This window comes from Streptomyces sp. NPDC012835 (assembly GCF_042900885.1).
Taxonomy (GTDB): Bacteria; Actinomycetota; Actinomycetes; order Streptomycetales; family Streptomycetaceae; genus Streptomyces.
In genome coordinates, this window is the sequence record NZ_JBIBBW010000003.1 from 787173 (window position 1) to 809142 (window position 21970).

Sequence of the window (21970 nt, forward strand, 5' to 3'; positions counted from 1 at the left end):
GGCCCCGGGCCGACCGGGAAGGCGGCGGCCGCGTCGCCGGAGGGGCGGAGAGGGACGGAGACGGGCGGAGACGGGCGGAGACGGGCGGAGAGGAGCGGGGTGCAGCAGCGAAGGACGGTGCGGGGCGGAGGGCGGCGCGGAGCTTGGAGTGCTCCCGGTCGGCCGGGCCGGGGGAACTCCGCGCCGTTCGCGGCGCGGGACCGTGGCGCGGAGGCACCGTCCCTCTATCGTCCAAGAATGTTCGTATTAGCGACAGAGCAGGTCATTCATCCCTTTACTCTCCTTTCGCGCGCCCCGTCGCCCGACGTCCCGCGTGAGGCCCCGTGCGAGGTCCCGTGCGAGGTCCCGCGCGAGGTCGCGCGCGGCGGGCCGGTGGGCGCGGGTGCCGGACGCGGGGGTGCGCGATGACCACGCTGCTCGTCATGGCCAAGGAGCCTCTCCCCGGCCGGGTGAAGACCAGGCTCACGCCGCCCTTCAGCCCCCGGGAGGCGGCCGAGCTGGCCGAGGCCGCCCTCACCGACACGCTCCACACCGTCCGCGCCCTGCCCGCGCGCCGCCGCGTGCTGGTGCTGGACGGCAGCCCCGGCCCGTGGCTCCCGTCCGGCTTCGAGGTGATGCCGCAGTCCGCCGGCCGGCTGGACGAACGCCTGGCGGCGGCCTTCGGGGCGTGCGAGGGCCCCACCGTGCTGCTCGGCATGGACACTCCGCAGGTCGGCGCGGCCCAACTGGCCCCCGTTCTGGAGCCGTTCGCCTGGAGTTCGGCCGACGCGTGGTTCGGCCCGGCGGTCGACGGCGGCTTCTGGGCACTCGGCCTCGCCGCACCCGATCCGGCGCTCCTCCTCGGCGTACCGATGTCGCTGCCCGAGACCGGGGCGGTGCAGCGTGCCCGGCTGACCGACGCCGGTCTGACCGTACGGAACCTGCCGGTCCTCCGGGACGTCGACACCGCCGACGACGCCCTGGTGGTCGCCGCCGAGGCCCCGCACAGCCGCTTCGCCGCCGCCCTCGCCCGGCTCGCCCCCGTGGCGGCGCCATGACCTCGGCACCCCAGCGGACGGCGGGCAACAGCGCCCCGGTGCGCGGGCGCCGGACGCTTCCGTGGCACGCCGACCCCTACAGCGACGCGCTGCGCACCGGCCGCGGCCCCCTGTTCCTGCGCCGCGCTGACGGCCGGCTGCTCCCGCTGGACGTGGAGCGCTGGTGCGCCGAGCCCGACGCGGCGGACCGGACCGTGCTGGCGCGATGTCGCGGCGCCGTGCTGGACATCGGCTGCGGCCCTGGCCGGCTCGTACGGGCGCTCACCCGCGCCGGACACCGGACGCTGGGCATCGACGTGAGCCCGGCGGCCGTCACCCGTACGGTACGAGCGGGCGGCCGGGCGCGGGAGCAGTCGGTCTTCGACCCGGTCCCCGACGAGGGCGGCTGGGACACGGGCCTCCTGATCGACGGCAACATCGGCATCGGCGGCGATCCCCGCGCGCTGCTCGACCGTACGGCCCGCATCCTCACCCCGTCGGCCCGCCTGCTGGTCGAAACCGCCCTCGCGGCCGGGGACAGCGACCTGGACGAACGGTTCCAGGCGCGGGTCGCCGACGGCAGGGGCGCTTCGGGCGCCGCCTTCACCTGGGCGCGGCTCAGTTGCCACGCGCTGACCCGCTACGGCCGCAGCACCGGCTGGGCGGCGGCAGAGCACTGGACCGAGGCCGGGCGCCACTTCGTCGTCCTGCGCAGAAGCGCCGGCGCCGAAACCGAAGCCGAAACCGAAACCGAAGCCGCCGTCACCGTCACCGTCACCGTCACCGGCGGTTCGACGGGAGCCGCCGGACCCACTGGAGCCGCCGGACCCGCCCGACCGGCCGCATCCTCCGGACCCGCCGCACCCCCCGGACCCACCCGACCCCCCGGACCCGCCGGCTGAGCGCCGCCACGCCGAGAGGCCCGCCTCACGCCTCCTCCGCCCTCTCCCCGTGCACATAGCGGCCGCCGCGCAGCAGGGAGGCGAAGGCCGCCACCAGACAGGCGGCGATCGCGAAGTCGAAGGCGATGGAGAGGCCGTGCGCGAACGGCTCGGAGATCAGCTTGGGGAAGAACGCCCGTCCGGTGAGGTAGTCGGCGTGCCCGCTCGGCAGATGCGCCAGCGCCTCCGGGCCGAGCAGGGTCCGCACCGGGTTGTATCCCAGGAGCGCGGCGAACAGGACGCCCACGGGCGGCAGGGCCGCGACGCGCGCCGCGTCCGCGCCGGAGACACCTTCGGCGGTCAGGCCGTGGGTGAGGGCGGCGGGCAGTGCACTCGCCAGTCCGGCGATCATCAGGGAGAAGAAGATCCCGATGGACAGCACGGTGGCCGAGTTCTGGAAGGTGGTGCTGATCCCGGCGCCCACGCCGCGCTGGTCCGGCGGCAGACTGTTCATGATCGCGGCCCGGTTCGGTGAGGCGAACAGCCCCATCGCCAGCCCGTTGAACAGCAGGATGACGGCGAACCAGGGATAGGCGAAGTCCACCGGCAGCACCTTCAGCGCCACGAAGGTCGCCGCGGCCAGCAGCATGCCGCCGGTGGTGAAGATCCGGGCGCCCAGCCGGTCGGAGGCCCAGCCCGAGAAGGGGCCCGCGATCAGGAACCCGATGGTCAGGGGCAGCATGTAGATCCCGGCCCACAGCGGGGTCTGTTCGAAGCCGTAGCCGTGTCGCGGCAGCCAGATCCCCTGGAGCCAGATGATCAGGATGAACATCAGCCCGCCGCGCCCCAGCGAGGCCAGGAGACTGGCCACGTTGCCCGCCGTGAACGCCCGGATGCGGAACAGCGCCAGATGGAACATCGGCTCGGCGACCCTGGTCTCGATCAGGCAGAACAGCGCCAGCAGGGCCAGCCCCCCGCCGATCGCGGTGAGCACCCACGGGTTGGTCCAGCCCATGGTGTCCCCGCCGTACGGCTGGATGCCGTACGTGATGCCGGAGAGCACGGCGATCAGGCCGACGGCGAAGGTCAGATTGCCCCACCAGTCGAGCCGGGCGGGGGTGCGGACGCCGGTGTCCCGCAGCTTCACGTACGCCCAGACGGTGCCGAACAGCCCGAACGGTACGGAGACCAGGAACACCAGGTGCCAGTCGAGCGGCCCGAGCAGCCCGCCGAGGACCAGTCCGACGAAGGAGCCGGCGATTCCGGCGACCTGGTTGAGGCCGAGCGCGAGACCGCGCTGATGTGCGGGGAAGGCGTCGGTGAGGATGGCGTTGGAGTTCGCCATCAGCATGGCGCCGCCCACGCCCTGGAGCACCCGCATCCCGATCAGCCACAGGGCGCCCGCCGTGCCGTGCAGCCAGGTCACCGAGAGCAGTACGGAGAACAGGGTGAAGACCGCGAACCCCAGGTTGTACATGCGCACCCGGCCGTACATGTCCCCCAACCGGCCGAAACTCACCACCAGCACGGCGGTGACCACCATGTAGCTCATGATCAGCCACAGCAGCAGGCTGGTGTTGCCGGGCTCCAGCGGATTCACCCCGATGCCCCGGAAGATGTCCGGCAGCGCGATCAGGATGATCGACAGGTTGATCGTCGCGATCAGCACGCCCAGCGTGGTGTTCGACAGAGCGACCCACTTGTACCCCGGCCCCGGCGCGCCCCGGTCCGCGCCCGCGCGGTGAGCGGACCGGCGGAAACCTGCGCTGCGCACGGACCACCATCCCGTCGGAACCGGCCTGGTCGAGTGGGTCCAAGCTAATCCCGGTTCCCCGGCCCGGCCAGCGCTGCGGGCGGGCGGCCGGGCGGACCGACCGCCGGTGCGCGGGCCCGTCACGCTGCCGATCCCGTTCCAGGACGCGTCGCACACGGCCGCAGGCGCACACGGCCGGGCCCCCGGCGCGTGTCGCGCATGGCGCGGGCCCGGACGGGACAGGTATCTGCCGTTCTGATGCCGGGCGGAGAAGAGGTACGTATGGCAAGCGCGGCGTCGGTGCCGGAGGTCGACGTGTGGTTGCTCGTGCGGGAGCACCCGGCCCCCCTGCAAGGCGCGACCCGGGAACTGGCCGGGGCCCTCGCGGCGCTCCACGGACCACGGTTCGCCATCTGGCACACCGACGAGTTCGTCTTCGGCGTCCACCAGGGGCGGTTGATCCTGCGGACCCTGGGCGGCGCGGATGTCCCCGTCCCGAAGGTGGTGTGCGTACGTCAGATCCCCGGCTCGATGCTCCACGACCGGGAGGTGACCCTGCTGCGGCACCTGGAACGCATGGGGGCCACGCTCCTCAACCCGCTGGACGCGCAGCTCGTGTGCCGGAACAAGGTCTGGCAGTCGCAGGAACTGGCCCTGGCCGGGCTGCCGGTGCCCGACACCCTCTCGTACGCGACCGCCCCGCTGGAAGGCGTCGTACGCTCCCCCCGCCTGGACACACCGTGCGTGGTCAAGTCGGTCGGCGGCACCAAGGGCAGACAGGTGTTCCTCGCGCCCGATACGCGGATGCTGCGCGATGTGGCGGGCGCCCTGGCACAGGAGACACCGCATCTGTTCCAGGAATACGTGTCCCACTCGCACGGCCGGGACCTGCGCCTCATCGTGGTCGACGGCCAGACCGTGGCCGCCGCGGTGCGTACCTCCAGCGACGGCGGCCTCGCCTCGAACATCGCGCGGGGAGGCGCCGCCGACCTGTGCCTGGGCCGCTGGCCGGAGGCGGAGGAACTGGCCGTCCGGGCCGCCGACGCCGTGGGACTCGCCATCGCCGGGGTGGACCTGCTGTTCGCCCCCGAGGGCGCGTACACCGTCTGCGAGGTCAACGCCGTCCCCGGCTGGCGCCCGGGGATGACGGCGGTGACGCCCGCCATCACCGACTGCGTCGGCCGCCGGCTCAAGGCGTGGAAACCCGCGGAATAGCCGGCGAGCGACCGGCCCGGGAGGCGGGGTGCCGTCCCCTGTGCGGCACCCCGCCCGATCGTGAGGACCGGCGGCGATCTCTGATGTGCACCGATCCTGATGCACCGCCCAGCGCGCTGTCAACAAATGGATACACCGCAACGCGATTCAGTGCCGGGGCGAGAGCGACAGCGCGCCGATCGCCCCGAATGCCCCGAACGCCGCGCATATCGAGGATGCCCTGGATGCGCGAGCGGACCCGTACCACCAGGGACCGGAGGGGCCGGCGGAACCGGCGGAACCGGCGGAACCGGCGGAATCGTCAGGAGCTCTCAGAACCCGTCAGAACCGTTCGGACCCCGTCATGACCCGTCAAGCCCCGTCATGACCCGTCAAGCCCCGTCGGCTCCCCGCGGTCCAGGATGCGCTTGCGTGCGACGAGGGCGTCGACGATCTCCACCAGGCCCTCCAGCGACGGGGCGCCGTCACCGGCACTGCGCAGCGAGACCTGTTCGCCGCCCAGCACCCGCAGACCTTCGAGGACCGCGCCCGCGTGCAGGCCCTCCTTGATCTTCCCCAGGTGATCGGCGAGGGCGTCGCCCTCCGGCCGGGAGAGGAAGCCGTGGGCCACGCCGTAGCGCGTCTCCAGGGGCGAGCTGTACTCCGGGCGCGAGCTGCGCTTGCCGGTGACCAAGTGCCCGATGAGCGAGTGCGAGAGGTCGACCTCGTCACCGATCTCGCGGTAGCTCTCGCCGTCAGGGGAGCCGGTGTCGCGGCGCCTGAGCACGTCCAGCCGCTGACTCACGAGGCGACGGTAGAACGCCTCGCGCGCCTTGTTCTCCCGGGGCGGCCGTTCGGGCTCGGCACCGTCGAGCAGCTCCCGTACCCGTACGGGCCCGATGCCGGTGTTCCGGGCGATGTCGGGGACGTCCAGGACGGAATCGCGGCCCTCGTAGCCCAGTCGCCAGGCTGCCGCGTCGATGTCGCGGAGGAGCTGGGCGATACCGGCTGCGGTTACCTCGCGAGGGGCGTTCACCTGACGGTCTCCAGGGGCCACGACGGAACGGTGTGCGGGGGCATCGTATCCGGACGGTACCGAGACCGTGACAGGGACGTAGCCGTTTGTTGACAGTTCGCGGTGAGTAGGTGAGCGGAGACGAGAAGGTCCCAGGACCCACGATGAGGTCCCAGGAGCACGATTCCGGTGGCGTGCCCGGCGCCCGCGCTCCTCCCCCGGCAGCAGACCCGGCCGCCTTGATATCGTCACCGCCGCAGGCCAGTCGGCGCGGACTGTCTCGACAGGAAACACGACGGAGAACGGGGGAGCACGAGAACGTGGAGCCGATACGCAGCCGCGACCAGTCGCCCCACCCGGCTTCCGACCAGTCGCCCCATCCGGCTTCCGACCGGACACCGACGCACCGCGCGGACATCCGGGGCGGCCGTCCCGCCCCCGGCCGCCGCCGTCCGCGCCGGGAGGACTGACCGCCCGTGAACACCACCGGCGCACCATCCCCACGCCGCGCCGGCCTCACCCGTCTCACCGAGGCCACGGCCCGGGCCGGCGCGGCGACCGACCGGATCGGCGTCGCCGTACGGGACCACCGCACCCGCACCCGCGAACTGCGCGAGGCACGCCGCTTCTTCCACCACGAGCTGCGACTGCGCGCGGGGGCGGGCCTGCCCGAGGTGCTGAGGGCGATCTCCGCACTGCGCGGGCGCGAGGTCGAGAGCCTGCTGCTTCCCGGCCTGCCGCCCGACGTGAGCGGCATCGCCGTACCGGGCGAGAACGTCGACTACATAGGGATCAGCGACCGTTTGAGCCGCCGTCACCATGCCCATGTCCTCCTGCACGAGGTGCGCCATCTGCGCCCCTGCCCCGGCGGCGGCACCGAAGCGGTCGCCGTGCACCAGCACTTCGACGCCGTGAGTCTCCAGGCCCTGCGCGAGCGGATGTCCGCCCTGCCCGCCCGGGTCAGGGAGGAGATCCTCACCCGGCCCGTGAAGCTGCGCGCGCGCTACGACGACCCGGAGGAGCGCGCCTGTGAGTGGTTCGCGCGGGTCGCGCTGCCGCTGCTCGACCTGAACAGGGACGGGCGCAGCGCCGGCTCCCTCACCACCGCGTTCAGCAACCGCCGGTCGATATGACGACCCTGCTCCTCACCCTGATCAACCTGTTCATCGCCGGAGCCACCCTCGGGCTGGGCACGGTCAAGGCGCTGGCCGCGCGCCACGAACGCGAGTGGACCCTGGCGCTGACGGCCTCGGTGCTGCTGTGCGCCGGGGTGATCTTCCTGCTCGCGACCCCGGTCGTGTACCGGAGCGTCGGCGCGGCGGTGCGCTCCCCCAACATCAGCGCGCTCCTGGTCCCCGTACTGACCCTGGTGTGCGTCGCGCACGCGCACACGATGAGCCAGCTCTGGCAGCCCCACCGGAGGGACCCGGCGGCCCTGCGGTCCGTGGCCCGGCGGTGGGGCCCGGTCTACGGCGGCGCCATCGTGGCCATGGCAGCGCTCTACGCCCACGCGGAGCTGGGGCCGGCGACTCCGCTCCGGTTCGCCGCCGCCTACGCCCACGTTCCCGAAGTCGTCGCGCTCCACCTGATCTACTGGACCACGCTGATCACCACCAGCGTGGTGACCATCCGCGAGTGCCGGTCCCTGTCGCCTCCGGGACGGCCCGCACTCGCCGGCGAGCTCAGGTCGGCCCTGGGCTGGTTCGCCGCGGCCCTCGGGTTCAACCTGGCGAACGTCGCCCTCGCCGCCGTCGCCCTGATCGGCTCGGCCACCGGACCGCGCCGCCTGGACACCGTCGCCCAGAGCGCCTGGCTCGCCACCATCGCCAGCTGCGTCGCCGCGAACGTGGCCCTGGCGTCCATGGTGCTGCGCTCGCGCCGGGCCGAACGTCAGGACCAGCGCACGCTGAAGCCCTTGCTGGACCTGGTGTCGGGGGACGCGGAACCCGCCGAGGGCGCCACGTCCGCCAAGCCCTCGAAGCCTTCCGGCGACGGAGGCGGATCGACGGCACCGATGACGGCACCGCCGACGACGGTCCCGCCGACGACGGTTCTGCCCGGGCGGGCCCTGTGGCCGTGGCTGAACACGGCGCTCGACCTCGTCGCCGTCATGGCCGAGATACACGACGGAGCCGGACGCCTCAGCCCGTGGTGGAGCCCCCTGCCCTCTCTGGTCCTCGACCGCCTCGCTCCTGACCCCGCTCCTGATCCCGCTCCTGATCAGGGGAACGGTGACAGCGCGGCGCGGGGCACTGAGGGGCCGGGCGCCGAGTGGAACGCGACGGCCGCGCGTGCCGCCGCCACCCTGCTGCACGCCGCGCAGGCCCGCGACGCCCGCCTGCCCGCGCTGCCCGTCCCCCTCCGGCTCGCGCGGCTTCCGGGAAGCGACGTCGAGCCCCATGCGGAGCGGCAGCACCTCGTAACGGTGGCCCGGCACCTGAGCCACCCGCTCGTGGCCGAAGCCGCCGCGCTCGCGGGCGAGGCGCGGGCGGTGGGCGTCGGGTCCGAAGGGACAACGGGCCTCTCTCCTCGGGTTCTTCCGTAGGGGGCCGACGTGCCGACGGGCGTTGTCAGAGGTGCTCCCAGGACAAGTAGGCGGTCACCGCGGCCGGATCGCGGGTGGCCAGGCCGATATAGCCGTCCGGTCGCACGAGGAACAGCCCCTCGCCGGCGTACGCCGTGTGCGCGTGCCCCGCACTGTCGGTCAGGTCGGCGGCCTCGGGGCCGGCGCCGGGGCGTCCGACCCGGCAGACGCGGACGCTGTCGCCGGAGAGCCCCGGCAGGGGGCCGCCACTGAAGGCGAGCAGGGTGAAGTGGGAGCCCCGGAAGACATCGAAGAGGCGTACGGGCGAACCCGCCGGGTCGGCGCAGGGGGCGTCGGGCGCCCGGTCACCCGCGCGCGGGCCGCCGCCGGGCACGGAGCCCCGCCGTTCCGCCGTCAGGGGGCCGTGCCGGTAATGGAGGTCGAATTGGTGGGCGTCGCCGCCCCGGCGGGAGAAGCCGGTGGCGGTGTTCTTCCGGTCCTCGCCCAGAATGCGGGTAGTGCGCTCCAGCAACTCGGCGGATCCGGGCGGCGTTCGGCCTCGTAACTGTCCAGCACCGCGGGCGGCGCGGTGCCGCGGGTCTGCGTCCTGCCGTACGGCCCCGGCAAGGTGATGATCCGGGGTGTGCGCTCCGACCCCCTGACCACGCCGACCGCACACCGGCCCACCGGTCGCCCACCCACGGATCTGACACGTTGGGAACTGAGCGTGGACGAGTACGCCGCACGGGTGTGCGTGTCCCTGGCCAACGCGCCCGGGGTGACCGTGGCCCCCCGGCGCGGGCAAGATCTCAACCGTCAACAGGTTCGTCTGCCATTTCGCACCCTCTCGGGCCGTGCTGACGGCGGAGAACGCCCAGTCGGTGGAGGACCTGGTGAAGAAGGGCCGCAGTGTCGGCAGCCTGGTGATCCTGATCAGCCAGAAGACCACCGATGGCGCTCTGCCGACCTTCATTCGGACGTCCCCCGATGACGAAGGACCGGACGGCGCTCCTGTCCCACTCGCCAAGTAGCCCGAACAGCCCACACCCAAAGGGGGGTTGAGGATATAGCGGAGGAGGGGTTCACCCGGCACAACGTGACCGTGGTCACCGCTGCCCTGGCCTTCGTCTTATCCTTCGGCCACGTCTGGGCCCTCGCCTTACGGCTTGGCGTCCCCCACCCGATCGCGCCACTGATCGCCCCCATGGTCGACCTGTCTGTCCTCGGGCTCCTGGTCGCCCTGCGGTTCCTGGCCCTACGCGGCGTCCCCAAGGCGGAGCTGAAGGCCGGCACCCGGCTGCTGCACCTGTGCGGCCTGCTCACCCTCGCCCTGAACACCGCCGAACCCCTGCCCGGAGGCTACGGACGGGCCTGCTTGAACACCGTCGCCCCGCTCCTGCTCCTCGGCTGGGGCCACGTCGGCCCCGCCTTCCTCGCCCAGTTCCACACCCACACCCACCCCACCCCGCACCTGGAGGCCGCCTCCCCCATCCTGGAACCGGTGCCCGACGAAGCACCCGCACCCGAGCCCCGGCCGAGGAACTGGAGCCTGCTCCGGCTCCGGCCGCCGTTCCACCGGTCGCCGTCGCCAAGACGGCTCGTCCCGCCCCCGGCCCGGCCCTGCCGGCCGCCCTGCTGGACGCGGCCCGGCGCATCGCGGACGCCCACCGCGCCGAGCACGGAACACCGATCAGCGCCGCCCACCTGGGCGTCGCCCTGCCGGTGGCCACCGCCGCACTCGCTCAGCTCTGAGCCCCGGCCCTCACCGGCCGCATCCCCCTCGCTGAACCCACACCCACCCCCGGGCCTGGTTCGCCATGCCCCGAGCAGCACCAACACGCCTCCCTGACGGGCTGGTTGCTGCTCGGGGCCCCACCCGAGCAGAAGGGACCCGCCCCGAATGGTCACCCTGGACCTGCACCACGTGGCAAGCCCCGCCGTGCGGGACCTGCTCCACCTGGTCAACCACCCCGACTTCGACCGCGCACAGCAGCAGATCGAGGGCCTCGGCGGCTGCACCGAACCCGTCCGCCTGACCGGCCAGACCACCACCGTCGACACCACGACCGGCGAGGTGCTGCGCTCCTACAACACGTCGGACGAGCCGACGGGCAGCCTGCTCACCACGTGCGGCAACCGCCGCGCCTCCCGCTGCCCGGCCTGCTCCCGCCTCTACGCCGCCGACACCTACCACCTCATCCGCGCCGGCCTGTCCGGCGGCAAGACCGTGCCAGACACCGTCCGCACCCACCCCCGCGTCTTCGCCACCCTCACGCCGCCGTCCTTCGGCCCCGTCCACAACCGCCCCACCACCCCCGGCGGCGGCATCCGTCCCTGCTGCTGCCGCAAGCTCCACGACCCCACGGACGCCCTGATCGGGACGCCGCTGAACTCCGCGACGTACGACTACGAAGGCGCGGTCCTGTTCAACGCCCACGCCTCCGCCCTGTGGGCCCGCTTCACCACCTACCTGCGCCGCGAGATCGCCGCCGGGCTCGGCATGACCCAGAAGGCCGCCCACGCGGTCCTGCGGGTCTCCTTCGCCAAGGTCGCCGAGTACCAGCAGCGCGGCCTGGTCCACTTCCACGCCGTCATCCGACTCGACGGCCCGGACGGCAGCACCCAGCCCCCACCGCCGTCCGCCACCGTCCCCTTGCTCGCCGACGCCATACGCGCCGCCGCCGCACGGGTCCGCGTCACGCTCGCGTCGGATGCGGTCGGGGAACGCGAACTCTCCTAGGGTGAACAACTCGACGTACGCGAGATCGCCGCCTTCGGCGCTGACGCCGAATTCACCGACCAGGCCGTGGCTGCCTACGTGGCGAAGTACGCCACCAAATCCGCCGACGCCTCCGGCGCCCTCGACCGCTCTCTCTTCTGCCGCCCCTGCCAGGGACGCGGCGCCACCCTCTTGCCCCACGGAACCCCGCTCCCCTGCACCGCATGCGACGGCACCGGACAGGCCCGCCCACTGCCACGGCTCGCCGTCGCACGCCACGTGCGGCAGATGACCCGCACCTGCTGGGAGCTGGGCAGACTGCCGGAGTTCGCCCACCTCAAGCTCTGGAAGTGGGCGCACACGCTCGGCTTCCGGGGCCACTTCTCCACCAAGTCCCGCCGCTACTCCACCACCCTCGGCGCGCTGCGCGACGCCCGCCGCGCCTGGCGCACCGAACAGGCCCGCATCCGCGCCGGCCTGCCCGACCTCGACCCGACGACCACGCTCGTCGTCGGCCACTGGGCCTACCTCGGCTCGGGCTACAGCCCCGGCGCCGCACTCCTCGCAGCCCACGTCTGGCACAGCAAGGAACTGGAACGGCAGTTCGCGGCCGAAGGGGGCTGCTGATGGCCTCGCCCCCGCTCGCCGTCCTCCACTCGGAGGCGGCACCGGCGCTGGATCTGCTCACGGTGCCCCAGGTGATGGCCCGCCTCCAGCTCGGTCGCTCCGCCGTCTACGACCTCCTCCGCACCGGCCAGCTCGCCTCGATCACCCTCGGCCGCGCCCGCCGCATCCCCACCCACGCACTCACCGACTTCATCCACACCCGCCTTGAACAGGAAGCCGCCTGATGTCCGCACCCCGCGACACCCTCGCCTCCCGCCGCGTCCGCGCCAACGGCGACGGAACCGTCTACCAGCGCAAGGACAGCCGCTGGGAGGCCGCCGGATACGTCCTCGCCCCCGGCAACACCCGCAAGCGCATCCGTGTCTATGGCACCACCAGGAAGGAAGCCCTGGCCAAGCTCACCGAGAAGATCGCCGCCAGCAACCGCGGCCTCCCCATTCCGTCCGCGCAGGGCAGCGTGGCCGCGTACCTGACGTACTGGCTGGAGAACGTCGCCGTCCACCAGCTCCACGAGAACACGTACACCCGCTACACCGCTGTCGCCCGGCTCTACCTCATCCCCGGTCTCGGACGGAAGAAGCTCGCCAGGCTCACCGCCAAGGACGTGCGCACCTGGCTCAACCAGCTCCGCACCACCTGCCAGTGCTGCACCCGCGGCCTCGACACCGCCCGCGACCAACCCATCTGCTGTGCCGCTGGAAATTGCTGCTCCAAGCGGCTCTCGCCCCTGACCCTGGCCTACGTGCACTCCGTACTCAAGTCCGCCCTGGAGCACGCGGTGCGCGAGGAGGAGATCCCGCGCAACGTCGCCCGCAACGTCCGCACCGGTACACCTCGCCCCCGCCGCTTCGAACCCCTCACCGCCGACGAAGCCCGCAACTTCCTGGCCGCCACCAGCGGTCACCGGTTGCAGCCGCTGTTCGAACTCGCTCTCCACACCGGACTCCGCAAAGGCGAACTCCTCGGCCTGCGCTGGGAAGACCTCGACCTGGCCGACGGAACCGCCAGCATCCGCCGCACCCTCCAACGCACCAACTCCAGCGGCCTGACCGCCCTCCCGACCAAGACCAAGAGCTCGGAGCGACGGATCGCCCTACCGACGCCGTGCCTGCACTCCCTCACACAGCACCGCGACCGACAGCGCAAGGAACGTGAGACAGCGGGGACGGAGTGGAAGGACAGCGGCTACGTCTTCACCAGTCCCGACGGTGCTCCGATCGAAGGGTCCACCCTCACCCGGCACTTCAACACCCTGCTCCGCCGGGCCGTGCTCCGGCGCATTCGGTTCCATGACCTCCGCCACTCGGCGGCCACCCTCCTCCTGGAACAGGGGGTGGAACTCGTCTTGATCAAGGAGCTGTTGGGCCACGCCCACATCGGCGTCACCGCCACCGTTTACGCCCACGTCCGACTCCGCCTCCAACGCGACGCCATCAACCTCCTCGGCAACGCCCTCGGCAGCCCGAAGACCACCGAGACGGCACGCTCCGACGGCGACGAACCGCCGCCCCGGAACGCCTTCGTCCGCTGACGTTGCCGTCAACTACTGCCGTCACCCCACGCGAAAGCCCCGCCAGGACACACCTGGCGGGGCTTCATATTTGCATGAGCGATCACATAACGGCAGTTAACTCCCACCACCGAGTGGCAGATCCGGCAGGCTGTCCAGGAGAGCCCTCACTTCATCCCTGGTCGCCCCTACGCGAGTCTGAAAGTCTCGGTCATCCCCGGTCTCAAGCGCTTCCATCATCAGCGCTTCAACCAGAAAGAATTCCGCTCTAGGCATCGTGATCACGACCTGCTCCCCGCAATCCTCCACATGCATCAGAATCGTCCTCTCACTCTGCCTTGAAATTCCCGGTGAAGTACCTATAGCCCTCTTGAGGTGCGAAGACAGTACCACCGTCCCTCGATCCGGGATTGCGGATCACGATTACCCCGTTCCGCCAATAGGCAGACGCACCATCGGATCGCACGCGACGCTCTCCGTTCAGGATTACACCTTCAATCATGTCGGAGAATTGTGCGCGGGTCCGAATTCCGGGGAACTCCCCCTGCTCTACAACATGCTTCTGGAAGGCATGCCCGTCCGCTCCAGCGAGCTCCTCCGCTGCGAGCCGAGCTTGAAGTCGGGGGCCATCCGCAACGTTGCAGCCGCCGGAATTGTGAACGAGTACCGGAGTCTGCCCCGCCAGCACATAGTACGTGTGCTACGCGGCCCCTCTATCTGCGTATTCGCAGATCAGCGGCGGTTTCGGGTTCCACTGGTGTCCGTGGTTGTGCCGGGAAATCCGTGGGTGTTGCCGTCGCTACTGCCGTCAGGGCCACGGGGCGTACGGCGGTGCTGCCGCCGGCGGGGTGTCGGCGCAGGGGGACTTTACTGCCACGCGCGGGGCTCGGCGCGGAGTATGGCCCGGACGGTCTGCTCGTAGTGCTGGTGGCCGGTCTGGGCGCAGTGTCCGGCGATCCAGCGCCTCAGCTCGTCCGGGGAGTACATGGTGCCGGATGTGGCACCGCCGCGTGCGCGCCAACGGCGACGGGACCGTCTACCAGCGCAAGGACGGCCGCTGGGAAGCCGCCGGCTATGTCCTCGCCGCCGACGGCACCCGCAAACGCGTCCGCGTCTACGGCAGCACCCGGAGGGAAGCCGCCGACAAGCTCGCCGAGAAGATCGCCGACAGCAACCGCGGCCTGCTCGTCGCAACCGCCGACAGTACCGTGGGCGACTACCTCACCTACTGGCTCGGCAGCGTCGCCGTCCACCGGCTCCGCGAGAACACTCACACCCGCTACGCCACCTGCATCCGCCTCCACCTCATCCCCGGCCTCGGCCTCGGCACCAAGAAGATCGCCCGCCTCACCGCCAAGGACGTCCGCACCTTCCTCGACCGCCTCCGCACCACCTGCCAGTGCTGCACCCAGGGACTCGACACCGAACGGAAGAAGTGCTGCACGATCGGCGAGTGCTGCCAGAAGCGGCTGTCCGCTTCGACCGTGACCTACGTGCACTCGGTGCTCAAGTCGGCGCTGGAGCACGCGGTCCCGGAGGACGAGTTGCCCCGCAACGTCGCCCGGAACGTCAAGGCCACCACGCACCGGCCGAGGCGCTTCCCGCCCCTCACCGCATCCGAAGCCCGCCAGTTCCTCGACGCAGCCCGCGCCGACCGGCTCCGCACCCTGTACGAACTCGCCCTGCGCACCGGACTCCGCAAAGGCGAACTCCTCGGCCTGCACTGGGAAGACCTCGACCTCACCACCGGAACGGCCAGCATCCGCCGCTCGCTCCAGCGCACCCGCACCCTCGGCCTCACGCAACTTCCCACCAAGACCCGGGCCTCCGAGCGTCGCATCGCGCTGCCGACCGCATGCATCGACTCCCTCAAGGCACACAAGGAACGGCAGGACACGGAGCGCGAGACCGCAGGGCCGGACTGGAGAGACAACGGCCTCGTCTTCACCACGCCCACAGGGCGGCCTCTCGACCCGGCCAACCTCACCCGCCGCTTCCGCAGCTTCCTCGACCGGGCCGGACTCCGACGCATCCGCTTCCACGACCTACGCCACTCGACCGCCACTCTGCTCCTGGAACTGGGGGTCGACCTCATCGTGATCAAAGAACTCCTCGGCCACACCCACATCGGCGTCACCGCCGGCGTCTACGCCCACGTGAGGCTCCGTCTCCAACGCCAGGCCATCGACACCCTGAACGGTGCCCTCGGCCCCGTCAACGACAACCCCGACGACCCACCCGCCGCGGCAGGCGTCCGCTGACGTTGCCGTCACCGTTGCCGTCAAACGCCACAGGAGCCCCGCCGGAATTTCCTTCCGGCGGGGCTCCTCGATTCCCTAAGATCTCTCATCAGGACGCTCTACTGACTTACAGATCCCTGACCTGACGCCCCATTACCGTGGACCGAAAGCAAGGCGCTCTCAATCGCATCACGAAGATACGGACGCGCGTTTCCTGCATCAGCCTTTCCCAGCAAGATCGGAAGGAATTCTGAATCCGGGTAGCCATCTCCCTCGGCATCCTTCATTGCCCACACTTGCAGCCAGATGGCGATCATCATCTCGTTGCAAGCTCGGGCTTGTTGCAGTGCGTCCGAACTTCCCTCCGAGAAAATGAAGCGCGCCGATATCCCCAGCCGGTGCCCCAAGGCCAGCAGGAACACTTCCTTGGACTCCGACTCCAGGACCGAAAGCACTCGATCTCGAATATTCATTGATCCATGTTCCAGAAATCCTCGTCCGTCATTGGTCGACTGGTGCCATAGGGCTCGCGAGGCAAGGAGTCGACATCATATCCGCGATCCCGCAGGACCTTGATTCGAGTATTTCCGTTCGCGATCATCCCGTCCGGCTTCACTCTCAGCGCCTCCTTCGCGCCGGGCCTCAACGAAAAGAGGATATCTTCTGTATCTTGCTTGCCCCAGAAGTCCAGCGAACTCTTATCGAGCGAACTGTCGGGGTGTAGCGACTTCAGCGGAGGAGTGCACGGCGTGGAATTGTGAACCAGAACCGGTGTAGCCCCCGCCAGCACATAGTACGTGTGCTACGCGGCCCCTCTATCTGCGTATTCGCAGATCAGCGGCGGTTTCGGGTTCCACTGGTGTCCGTGGTTGTGCCGGGAAATCCGTGGGTGTTGCCGTCGCTACTGCCGTCAGGGCCACGGGGCGTACGGCGGTGCTGCCGCCGGCGGGGTGTCGGCGCAGGGGGACTTTACTGCCACGCGCGGGGCTCGGCGCGGAGTATGGCCCGGACGGTCTGCTCGTAGTGCTGGTGGCCGGTCTGGGCGCAGTGTCCGGCGATCCAGCGCCTCAGCTCGTCCGGGGAGTACATGGTGCCGGATGTGGCACCGCCGCGTGCGCGCCAACGGCGACGGGACCGTCTACCAGCGCAAGGACGGACGATGGGAAGCCGCCGGGTACGTCCTGGCCCCTGGCAACACCCGCAAGCGCGTCCGCGTCTACGGCGCCACCCGCAAAGATGCGATGACCAAGCTCACCGAGAGGATCGCTGCCAGCAACCGCGGCCTCCCCGTCGCAGCGGCGGACAGCACCGTGGGCGCCTACCTCACGTACTGGCTGAACGGTGTTGCCGTACACCACCTGCGGGAGAACACCCACACCCGCTACGCCGCCTCCATCCGCCTCCACCTCAGCCCCGGCCTCGGTGCGAAGAAGCTCGCCCGACTCACCACCCGCGACATCCGCACCTTCCTCGACGGACTCCGCACCACCTGCCAGTGCTGCGCCCAGAACCGGGACGCGACACGGCGGTCCTGCTGTGCCATCGGCCAGTGCTGCGACAAGCGGCTGTCCCCGCTGACCGTGACGTACGTCCACGCGGTCCTCAAGTCCGCCCTGGAACACGCCGTCCGCGAGGACGAACTGCCGCGCAACGTCGCCCGCAACGTCAAGACCACCACACCGCGCCCCCGTCGCTTCCAGCCCCTCACCGCCGCCGAAGCCCGGCAGTTCCTTCAGTCGGCCGCTGATGATCGTCTGCACGCGCTGTACGAACTCGCCTTGCGCACCGGACTCCTCAAGGGCGAACTCCTCGGCCTCCACCGGGAAGACCTCGATCTCGACGGCGGCACCGCCATCATCCACCGCTCGCTCCAGCGCACCCGCAGTCAGGGCCTGACCGTCCTGAACACCAAGACGCTCGCCTCCGAGCGGCGCATCGCCCTCCCCACCGAGTGCATCAACTCCCACAAGATCCACCGGGAACGGCAGCAGGAGGAGCGTCAGGCGGCCGGAACGGGTTGGACGGACAACAGGTTCGTCTTCAACACCCCGAAGGGCAGGCCGCTCGACCCCACCAACCTCAGCCGCCGCTTCAGCCGCCTCCTCCACAAGGCCGGGCTCCGGACGATCCGCTTCCACGACCTCCGGCACTCGACCGCCACCCTGCTCCTGGAACAGGGCGTCGATCTCGTCGTCATCAAGGAACTCCTCGGCCACGCCCACATCGGCGTCACCGCCGGCGTCTACGCCCACGTCCGACTCCGCCTTCAACGCCAGGCCATCGAAACCCTCGGCAGCGTCCTCGGCCCGACCGACACCCCCGATGCCCCACCCACCGCAGCCGTCGTCCACTGACGTTGCCGTCACCGTTGCCGTCAAGGCACCCAAAAGCTCCGCCAGGACATGCCTGGCGGGGCTTGGGGATTTGCAATCGCTACAGGTCGAGGCGATTGCAGAAGTGTGGATGCTACGCCTCCCCATACAGAAGATCTCGGCATCGTTCGTACACCTCTACGGCCTGATCATCACCATTGGTGAAGTCCTCCCAGAAGGCATCTCTTTGCCACTCACTCGGCTCCATAGAAACCGACCCATCCCATCCGATACGAGTGGTCCAGGTCGGACTCATGCGCGCATCGACTACTTCGAAGAGGCGGGAATCAAGCAGCGGGGGAAGCTCATCCCGCTTACTCTCAATCCGGAAATAATTCGGCCCGTCCGCTTGGCATTCGACACCCAGGACTACGTATTCGCGATCGGACCGCAAGGTATGTGCACCCTGGCGAATACTAGGTTCAGCACTCTCGGCGTCGACGAACATAACCCTCATGAGCTCCCCTAGCGGCGATTCATTACCGCCTTGTAGTCGAAGTCGTACATGACCTCACCCGATGTGCGATTCATGTAGTAGTGAACCTGATAGTCCCCGTAGGGGCTTTGATGGGTTTCAGAGCTGTACTTACCCCATTGCGCAACGCCCCCACGCTCTTCGAATCGCGCCCTGAGGGCCTTATTCATATCGCTCCCACGCATGATCAGCCTGGAGTTCGCGATGGCATCTGGAGTCAACGATCCACCTGCTGTAAAGGGGGACCCGGCCGACTCGTTGCGCAGCTTGTCCGCGAGCTTCTGTCCATCCAGTGACCCCGAGGGAACATCGCAGTTGCTGTTGTGAACGAGTACCGGTGTGGCCCCCGCCAGCACATAGTACGTGTGCTGGCAGCCCCTCCCTTAGCTGCTTCTATGCAGGTGGGGAGGGGTTTCGGGGTCCGCCGGAGTCCGTGGTTGTGTGCCTGAATCCGTGGTTGTTGCCGTCGCTACTGCCGTCAGGAGCCGGGGTTTTCGGGCAGGGCGGGGATGCGGTCGCCGCGTGATTCGGCAACTCGGAGTGCGTCGGTCAGGGCTTCGGTCAGCCGGCAGGCGAGCCACCGGTACTCGACGGCCGAGAGCTCCTTGGCTCCAGGGGCCACGACCTGACGGGCGTACCCGAGGAGTTCCTCCCCCATGTCGAGTTGCACTTCCTCGATGCTGTCGGCGAGCGAGGAGAGGTAGCCCCTGCCGTCGGTGCTGAGGTAGCAGGGGTTCCCGTCCTGAGTGGTCCATGGCAGTAAGCGAGGGCCGGTCACGCCTACTGCCGCGTCGTGGAGACCTCTGCGGCGCATGCGGTCCGCGTCGGTCCTGGATGTGCTCACCGTGCACCCCCACCTGGGTCGCCGAATGGAATACGGCGACCGTAGGGTGCGACGGTCTGTCACTCCATCCATGAGGCAGGCCAGTTGGCGACGGAGGGTGTCAGAAGTATCGCGTTGCGTGGCACCTATCCGACGACGGCCAGATAGGAGGCCATGTCGCGCATCTCGGCGGTGAGGGTTCGCTTGCGCTTCTTCAGGATCTCCTGCATGGTCTCGGCGGCCATCCGCTGATGCCTCAGCCACTCCGGGGATGCCCGGCGGACTCCGGTCAGCTCGTCCATCGCCGCGGACAGGTCGTTGGTCCGAGCGTGGGCGCGGGCCACGTCCAGGCGGTGGCGGTTCCAGTTCTCGCCGCTCGGCCGCCCGGCGCTCTTCCACGCCTTGGGCGACATGGAGTCCTCGCCGGATTTGCGGACGACGGCACGGGCGTCTCCCACGATCATGTCGTCTTCCACGCCCTTCATGCCGACGGTGAGCGGCCCGAAGGTCGTCCAGTGCCGGAAGAACAAGCCGGTGTACTCCCGTCCCACGGCGGAGGCCGCCGTGTTCGCCATGCGGTGGTAGTGGCGGGCCTCCTGGGGGCGGTTGTTGCGGCCTGCGGCAGCGGCGGCACGCAGAGCCAGCCACCCCCAGGCGGCGCATTCGTCCGGGGTCGCCCTGGACAGCCTGGGCTCGATCACATCGGCGGTCTGAGCGGCGAGCTGTTCGGCCTCGTCGAGTCGCCCCTGGCGCAGGAGCAGCCAGCACATGCCGATCACGCCGGATGCGCCGGTGAGCTGATCTCCGACATGACGGGCGTCGGTGATGGCTCCGGACAGTGCGGTGTAGGCGAGGTCGTACTGACGTACCTGGGTCAGGTAGCGGCCGGCCAGCTGGAGGGTCTCAGCGCGGGCCAGGACGGCCTGGCGGTGTTCTTCGCCGCTGTCAAAGTGGGCTACCGCGCTGTTGGCGTCCCGCAGGAGGGAGGGGAGTTGGGAGGCGACGCTCTTGTAGCTGTCGGAGTGGTACAGCAGTGCCCCGTCCTGTACGGCCCGGCGGAAGCTGCGGAGGTTCGGTTCCTCCTCGGCCCCGTTCGCGGTCAGGTCGTCGGCGATGCCTACCGGTGGGGTGAGGGCGGCGCGGAGCTGGATCAGGTTGACCCGGTTCGCGTCCTCCGCGTGGCCGACCGGTTCGGGGGCGTCCGGTGCCAGCAGCGTCGCGGTGGTGACGCCCAGGGCGCGGGCGAGGATGTGCAGGGTCTCCATGCGGACGGTGCCGCCCTGCTCGACCTTGCGGACCGTGCCCGGCGAGACGCCTTTGGCATGGGCCAGTTCCTCCTGGCTCAGCCCGGATCGGCGTCGGTACTTGCGGACGTTGTCGGCCAGTTCTGTAGTCATCGCGTTCACCACCTCCAGCGCCACGGTACGCCGGACGGGCGCAACAACCAGTGGCTATCGGGCAGATACCCACCCCGACGCGGCACGCACCGCCGCCTTGCCGGGCCCCGGCAGCATCCGGGCCTGAGCGGGAGGGGTCCCTCGTCGGTCGGGCAGCTTCGCCGTGCCAGGGTTCCCCGGGGGCCGCCAAGGCTCACCTCGTGACGCGTGCGCTCGGCCTTGGCGGCCCCCGGGGGTTCCTGGTACGCCTCCGGTGACCGGGCGGCGAGGGACCCCTGCCGCGACCCACGACCCCACACCACGACGAAGCCGCACACGAAAGCCGGCCCCCTGCCCCTCAGAGAGAGGGCCGGGGTCTGGGGCAGGGCCCCAGGGGGCTTGCTGTGCTGGCTGTTGCGCGCCCGGACCGGCGGGGCCGTCGCCAGCGGGGCGGAGACAGGAGCGGGCGGCGGCCCCGCGGGGCCGGAGCGCGCGCGGGCCACGCCAGCGGACCGCCTTGATCAAGTAAAGAAACTCTGAACAGCTCGCCTTGGATGCCTCGTGTTCTGCCGCTCTACCGCGTGCGGTCGGTTCAGCGTCGGCGTCTGCCTTCGTTCAGCCGGTCGTGCAGGCGCTGGGCCTTGGCGGCGGTCTCTTCTGGCGTGTAGTTGCCGCTGAGACGCTAGCGTTGCTCCATGACGGCGCGCATGGCATCACGGTGGGCGGTGGCGGCTTCGAACTCGGCGCTGGCCTTGGTGAACCGTTCCTCGGCGGTGGCGAGTTCGGCGGCCACTTCGTCGTCGCTCTTTCCGCTGAGCCGCACCGCTTCCTCGTCCGCACGGCGCTGCGCCGCCGTTTCCTCCAACCCCTCGTTGTAGCGCTTGAGGAACTGATCGCGCGGGCTGAGCTGGCGGACGAAGACGCCCCGGCCCCGCACGGAATAGATCAGCCCCTCCTCCTTGAGGACCCGCAGGGCGTTCTGCGCGGTGGAGTTGGCGATGCCGTACTGAGCTTGCAGGTCGCGGGCGGACGGGAGCTTGGCGCCCGGCGCAAGTCGCCCGTCCTGGATCTGCTCGCGGAGTTCGTCCGCAGTCCGCACGTACGGGGGGCGCGGATCGTCGGCAGGACTGTCGGCGGTCTGCCAACCGCGTCGGAGGTCGCCGAGACCGATGTACTCAGGATCGGACTCGCTAGGATCGACCTCGTCTTCCTCGACGGCGTCTGTCTTCATTTCGGCGGGTGCCATCGGCTTCGGCGCTCGGACGTAGCTGCCCCGGCCCAGGACCGAGTAGATCAGCCCCTCTACGCCCACGTCCGACTCCGCCTCCAACGCCAGGCCATCGACACCCTCGGCAGCATCCTCAGCCAGACCGACGCCCCGGACGACCCGCCCACCGCAGCCGTCGTCCGCTGACGTTGCCGTCACCGTTGCCGTCAAAACCCAG

The 21970-nt window shown here is 70.2% G+C and carries 18 protein-coding genes and 1 pseudogene; 12 read left to right on the top strand and 7 right to left on the bottom strand.

Annotated elements, in window-relative coordinates:
• Positions 1 to 404 precede the first annotated feature (404 nt).
• The gene (locus tag ACFY6S_RS16755) at positions 405 to 1037 is read left to right on the top strand and encodes a DUF2064 domain-containing protein (protein WP_388816997.1); all 633 of its coding nucleotides are present in this window, start codon (positions 405 to 407) and stop codon (positions 1035 to 1037) included.
• On the top strand, positions 1034 to 1918 hold the full coding sequence (locus tag ACFY6S_RS16760) for a class I SAM-dependent methyltransferase (RefSeq protein ID WP_388817001.1): 885 nt from the start codon (positions 1034 to 1036) through the stop codon (positions 1916 to 1918). The genes ACFY6S_RS16755 and ACFY6S_RS16760 overlap by 4 nt, the downstream gene beginning before the upstream one ends.
• A 25-nt stretch (positions 1919 to 1943) precedes the next feature.
• Here ACFY6S_RS16760 and ACFY6S_RS16765 read toward each other — a convergent pair whose 3' ends face one another.
• Positions 1944 to 3671, bottom strand: coding sequence for an MFS transporter (locus tag ACFY6S_RS16765; RefSeq protein ID WP_388817004.1), 1728 nt, complete (start codon positions 3669 to 3671; stop codon positions 1944 to 1946).
• A gap of 261 nt (positions 3672 to 3932) precedes the next feature.
• On the opposite strand from ACFY6S_RS16765, the gene ACFY6S_RS16770 reads away from it, so the two are divergent.
• Complete coding sequence (locus ACFY6S_RS16770) at positions 3933 to 4865, top strand: RimK family alpha-L-glutamate ligase (RefSeq protein ID WP_388817007.1); 933 nt, start codon at positions 3933 to 3935, stop codon at positions 4863 to 4865.
• A gap of 361 nt (positions 4866 to 5226) precedes the next feature.
• Here ACFY6S_RS16770 and ACFY6S_RS16775 read toward each other — a convergent pair whose 3' ends face one another.
• Positions 5227 to 5880 carry a hypothetical protein gene (locus ACFY6S_RS16775; protein ID WP_388817010.1) on the bottom strand — a complete coding sequence of 218 codons (654 nt, stop codon included), beginning with the start codon at positions 5878 to 5880 and terminating at the stop codon, positions 5227 to 5229.
• A gap of 455 nt (positions 5881 to 6335) precedes the next feature.
• Here ACFY6S_RS16775 and ACFY6S_RS16780 point away from each other — a divergent pair, with 455 nt between their 5' ends.
• Both ACFY6S_RS16780 and ACFY6S_RS16785 read left to right on the top strand, forming a co-directional pair.
• Entirely contained in the window at positions 6336 to 6992 is a 657-nt protein-coding gene (locus ACFY6S_RS16780; RefSeq protein WP_388817013.1) for a hypothetical protein, read from the top strand.
• On the top strand, positions 6989 to 8404 hold the full coding sequence (locus tag ACFY6S_RS16785; RefSeq protein ID WP_388817016.1) for a hypothetical protein: 1416 nt from the start codon (positions 6989 to 6991) through the stop codon (positions 8402 to 8404). The genes ACFY6S_RS16780 and ACFY6S_RS16785 overlap by 4 nt, the downstream gene beginning before the upstream one ends.
• Positions 8405 to 8429: 25 nt before the next feature.
• On the opposite strand, the gene ACFY6S_RS16790 is transcribed toward ACFY6S_RS16785, so the two are convergent.
• A complete protein-coding gene (locus ACFY6S_RS16790; protein WP_388817019.1) occupies positions 8430 to 8915 on the bottom strand; it encodes a hypothetical protein in 486 nt (161 codons plus the stop codon).
• 322 nt (positions 8916 to 9237) lie between these two features.
• Between ACFY6S_RS16790 and ACFY6S_RS16795 the strand changes: the two genes are divergently transcribed.
• From ACFY6S_RS16795 to ACFY6S_RS16820, 6 genes and pseudogenes are all read left to right on the top strand, one after another.
• Positions 9238 to 9414 (top strand): hypothetical protein, encoded by a 177-nt coding sequence (locus tag ACFY6S_RS16795; RefSeq protein WP_388817022.1) that lies wholly within the window; start codon positions 9238 to 9240, stop codon positions 9412 to 9414.
• A 71-nt stretch (positions 9415 to 9485) separates the two neighbouring features.
• The gene (locus ACFY6S_RS16800; RefSeq protein ID WP_388818053.1) at positions 9486 to 10232 is read left to right on the top strand and encodes a DUF2637 domain-containing protein; all 747 of its coding nucleotides are present in this window, start codon (positions 9486 to 9488) and stop codon (positions 10230 to 10232) included.
• 51 nt (positions 10233 to 10283) lie between these two features.
• A pseudogene (locus tag ACFY6S_RS16805) lies at positions 10284 to 11729 on the top strand (replication initiator).
• Positions 11729 to 11953, top strand: coding sequence for a helix-turn-helix domain-containing protein (locus ACFY6S_RS16810; protein WP_388817025.1), 225 nt, complete (start codon positions 11729 to 11731; stop codon positions 11951 to 11953). Before ACFY6S_RS16805 ends, ACFY6S_RS16810 begins: the two are co-directional and overlap by 1 nt.
• Positions 11953 to 13260 (top strand): tyrosine-type recombinase/integrase, encoded by a 1308-nt coding sequence (locus ACFY6S_RS16815; RefSeq protein WP_388817028.1) that lies wholly within the window; start codon positions 11953 to 11955, stop codon positions 13258 to 13260. Before ACFY6S_RS16810 ends, ACFY6S_RS16815 begins: the two co-directional genes overlap by 1 nt.
• A 974-nt stretch (positions 13261 to 14234) precedes the next feature.
• Positions 14235 to 15500, top strand: a complete 1266-nt coding sequence (locus ACFY6S_RS16820) for a tyrosine-type recombinase/integrase (protein ID WP_388817031.1) — start codon at positions 14235 to 14237, stop codon at positions 15498 to 15500.
• Positions 15501 to 15598: 98 nt separating this feature from the next.
• On the opposite strand, the gene ACFY6S_RS16825 is transcribed toward ACFY6S_RS16820, so the two are convergent.
• Positions 15599 to 15952 carry a hypothetical protein gene (locus ACFY6S_RS16825; RefSeq protein ID WP_388817034.1) on the bottom strand — a complete coding sequence of 118 codons (354 nt, stop codon included), beginning with the start codon at positions 15950 to 15952 and terminating at the stop codon, positions 15599 to 15601.
• A 624-nt stretch (positions 15953 to 16576) separates the two neighbouring features.
• On the opposite strand from ACFY6S_RS16825, the gene ACFY6S_RS16830 reads away from it, so the two are divergent.
• Entirely contained in the window at positions 16577 to 17833 is a 1257-nt protein-coding gene (locus tag ACFY6S_RS16830; protein WP_388817037.1) for a tyrosine-type recombinase/integrase, read from the top strand.
• Between the two features lie 971 nt (positions 17834 to 18804).
• On the opposite strand, the gene ACFY6S_RS16835 is transcribed toward ACFY6S_RS16830, so the two are convergent.
• The 3 genes from ACFY6S_RS16835 to ACFY6S_RS16845 all read right to left on the bottom strand — a co-directional run bounded on the left by ACFY6S_RS16835 (position 18805) and on the right by ACFY6S_RS16845 (position 21837).
• Positions 18805 to 19140 carry a hypothetical protein gene (locus tag ACFY6S_RS16835; RefSeq protein ID WP_388818056.1) on the bottom strand — a complete coding sequence of 112 codons (336 nt, stop codon included), beginning with the start codon at positions 19138 to 19140 and terminating at the stop codon, positions 18805 to 18807.
• A gap of 155 nt (positions 19141 to 19295) precedes the next feature.
• Positions 19296 to 20546 carry a helix-turn-helix domain-containing protein gene (locus tag ACFY6S_RS16840; protein ID WP_388817040.1) on the bottom strand — a complete coding sequence of 417 codons (1251 nt, stop codon included), beginning with the start codon at positions 20544 to 20546 and terminating at the stop codon, positions 19296 to 19298.
• A gap of 661 nt (positions 20547 to 21207) precedes the next feature.
• Entirely contained in the window at positions 21208 to 21837 is a 630-nt protein-coding gene (locus tag ACFY6S_RS16845) for a GntR family transcriptional regulator (RefSeq protein ID WP_388817043.1), read from the bottom strand.
• Between the last annotated feature and the right edge of the window lie 133 nt (positions 21838 to 21970).